This is a genomic window from Gilliamella sp. B14448G11 (assembly GCF_016101765.1).
Classification (GTDB): Bacteria; Pseudomonadota; Gammaproteobacteria; order Enterobacterales; family Orbaceae; genus Gilliamella; species Gilliamella apicola_N.
Genome location: NZ_JACFPX010000042.1, coordinates 1 through 1,111, shown reverse-complemented (window position 1 = coordinate 1,111; position 1,111 = coordinate 1). Strand labels below are relative to the sequence as shown.

Here is a 1,111-nt window from a genome sequence, read left to right as displayed (position 1 = left end):
CTTATATCGATAAGTACTGTGCAGCTATTCCAGATGGTGATAATTATTATTTAAGACAATGTACCAAAAAAGAAAGACTGGATTGCGAAAAAGCAGTAGTAGAGGTTGGAGATGAGCCTTAAACAAAATATTTAACTTGTTTAAGGTAGATAACTTATTAAAAAACTAAGATAAATATCATAATGAATACAATAAAATATATACTGATAATAGTTTTTCTTATTCCGCAAGTAACAGAAGCAGTCTATCGTGTCTACAGCGGAAATATAGGGGATGATAAAGTTGAATTTTATTTGGTGGCCACACCTGATAGTGACTTTGATATTATTTATATTAAAGACAACACATATGAAGTTGGATATATAGGAGGACCTCAAAAAAAAGAAAGCGATTATTATTTTAAAAACTTTACAACGATGGATACAGATAATGATAGTGATACTTTAATTATTAAAAATTTTGATTTTAGCTTAAACAAGATACAATCAGAGAGTAATTATTTATTAGGATATTCAGAGACATTTGGTGATTTTAAATTAAAAAAAGAATTTGAATATAATGTTTTTACTGAAAACGGTTATGAGCTAAATCGAGTGGAATCCAAACAGTTATTTGATAATACTGAGTTTGAAAATATCGAATTTTTACAAAGAAGCTCAACTAAAGATTTTTATTTTAAAGTCGTATTATCCAAAAAGAAAAAAGAAGATATTAAAATTACTGGCATCAATGTTTACAGTAAAAAAAATGGGGAGCTATTACAAACTATTAAAAGTTCAAAAGGGTATATTTTTCATACATTTCAATCTATACGAATCGGTGATTTTGATTTTGATGGTAATGAAAATGATTTTTCTCTTAATAACAGTGATGCCAGTGCTGCGAATGTCCAACAAATATATTACATCTATGATGATTCACAAAATAAATATATTGAAGCGAATTTAGAAGGATATTATATTCAGTTTGATTCAGAAAATAAAATAGCAACCAGTACAAAAACATGTGGTGATGTAATTACTTATTCATCTAATGTTTTATTAAAAAAATTATATTATTTTAATAATAAAGAAAAAAAATATACTTATATCGATAAGTACTGTGCAGCTAT

1 protein-coding gene is annotated in these 1,111 nt (G+C 26.3%); it reads left to right on the top strand.

The window, feature by feature from the left end:
- Window positions 1-182: 182 nt before the first annotated feature.
- The coding region (locus tag H3S88_RS13085) for a hypothetical protein (protein ID WP_198229209.1) at window positions 183-1,111 on the top strand (929 nt) is incomplete at its 3' end.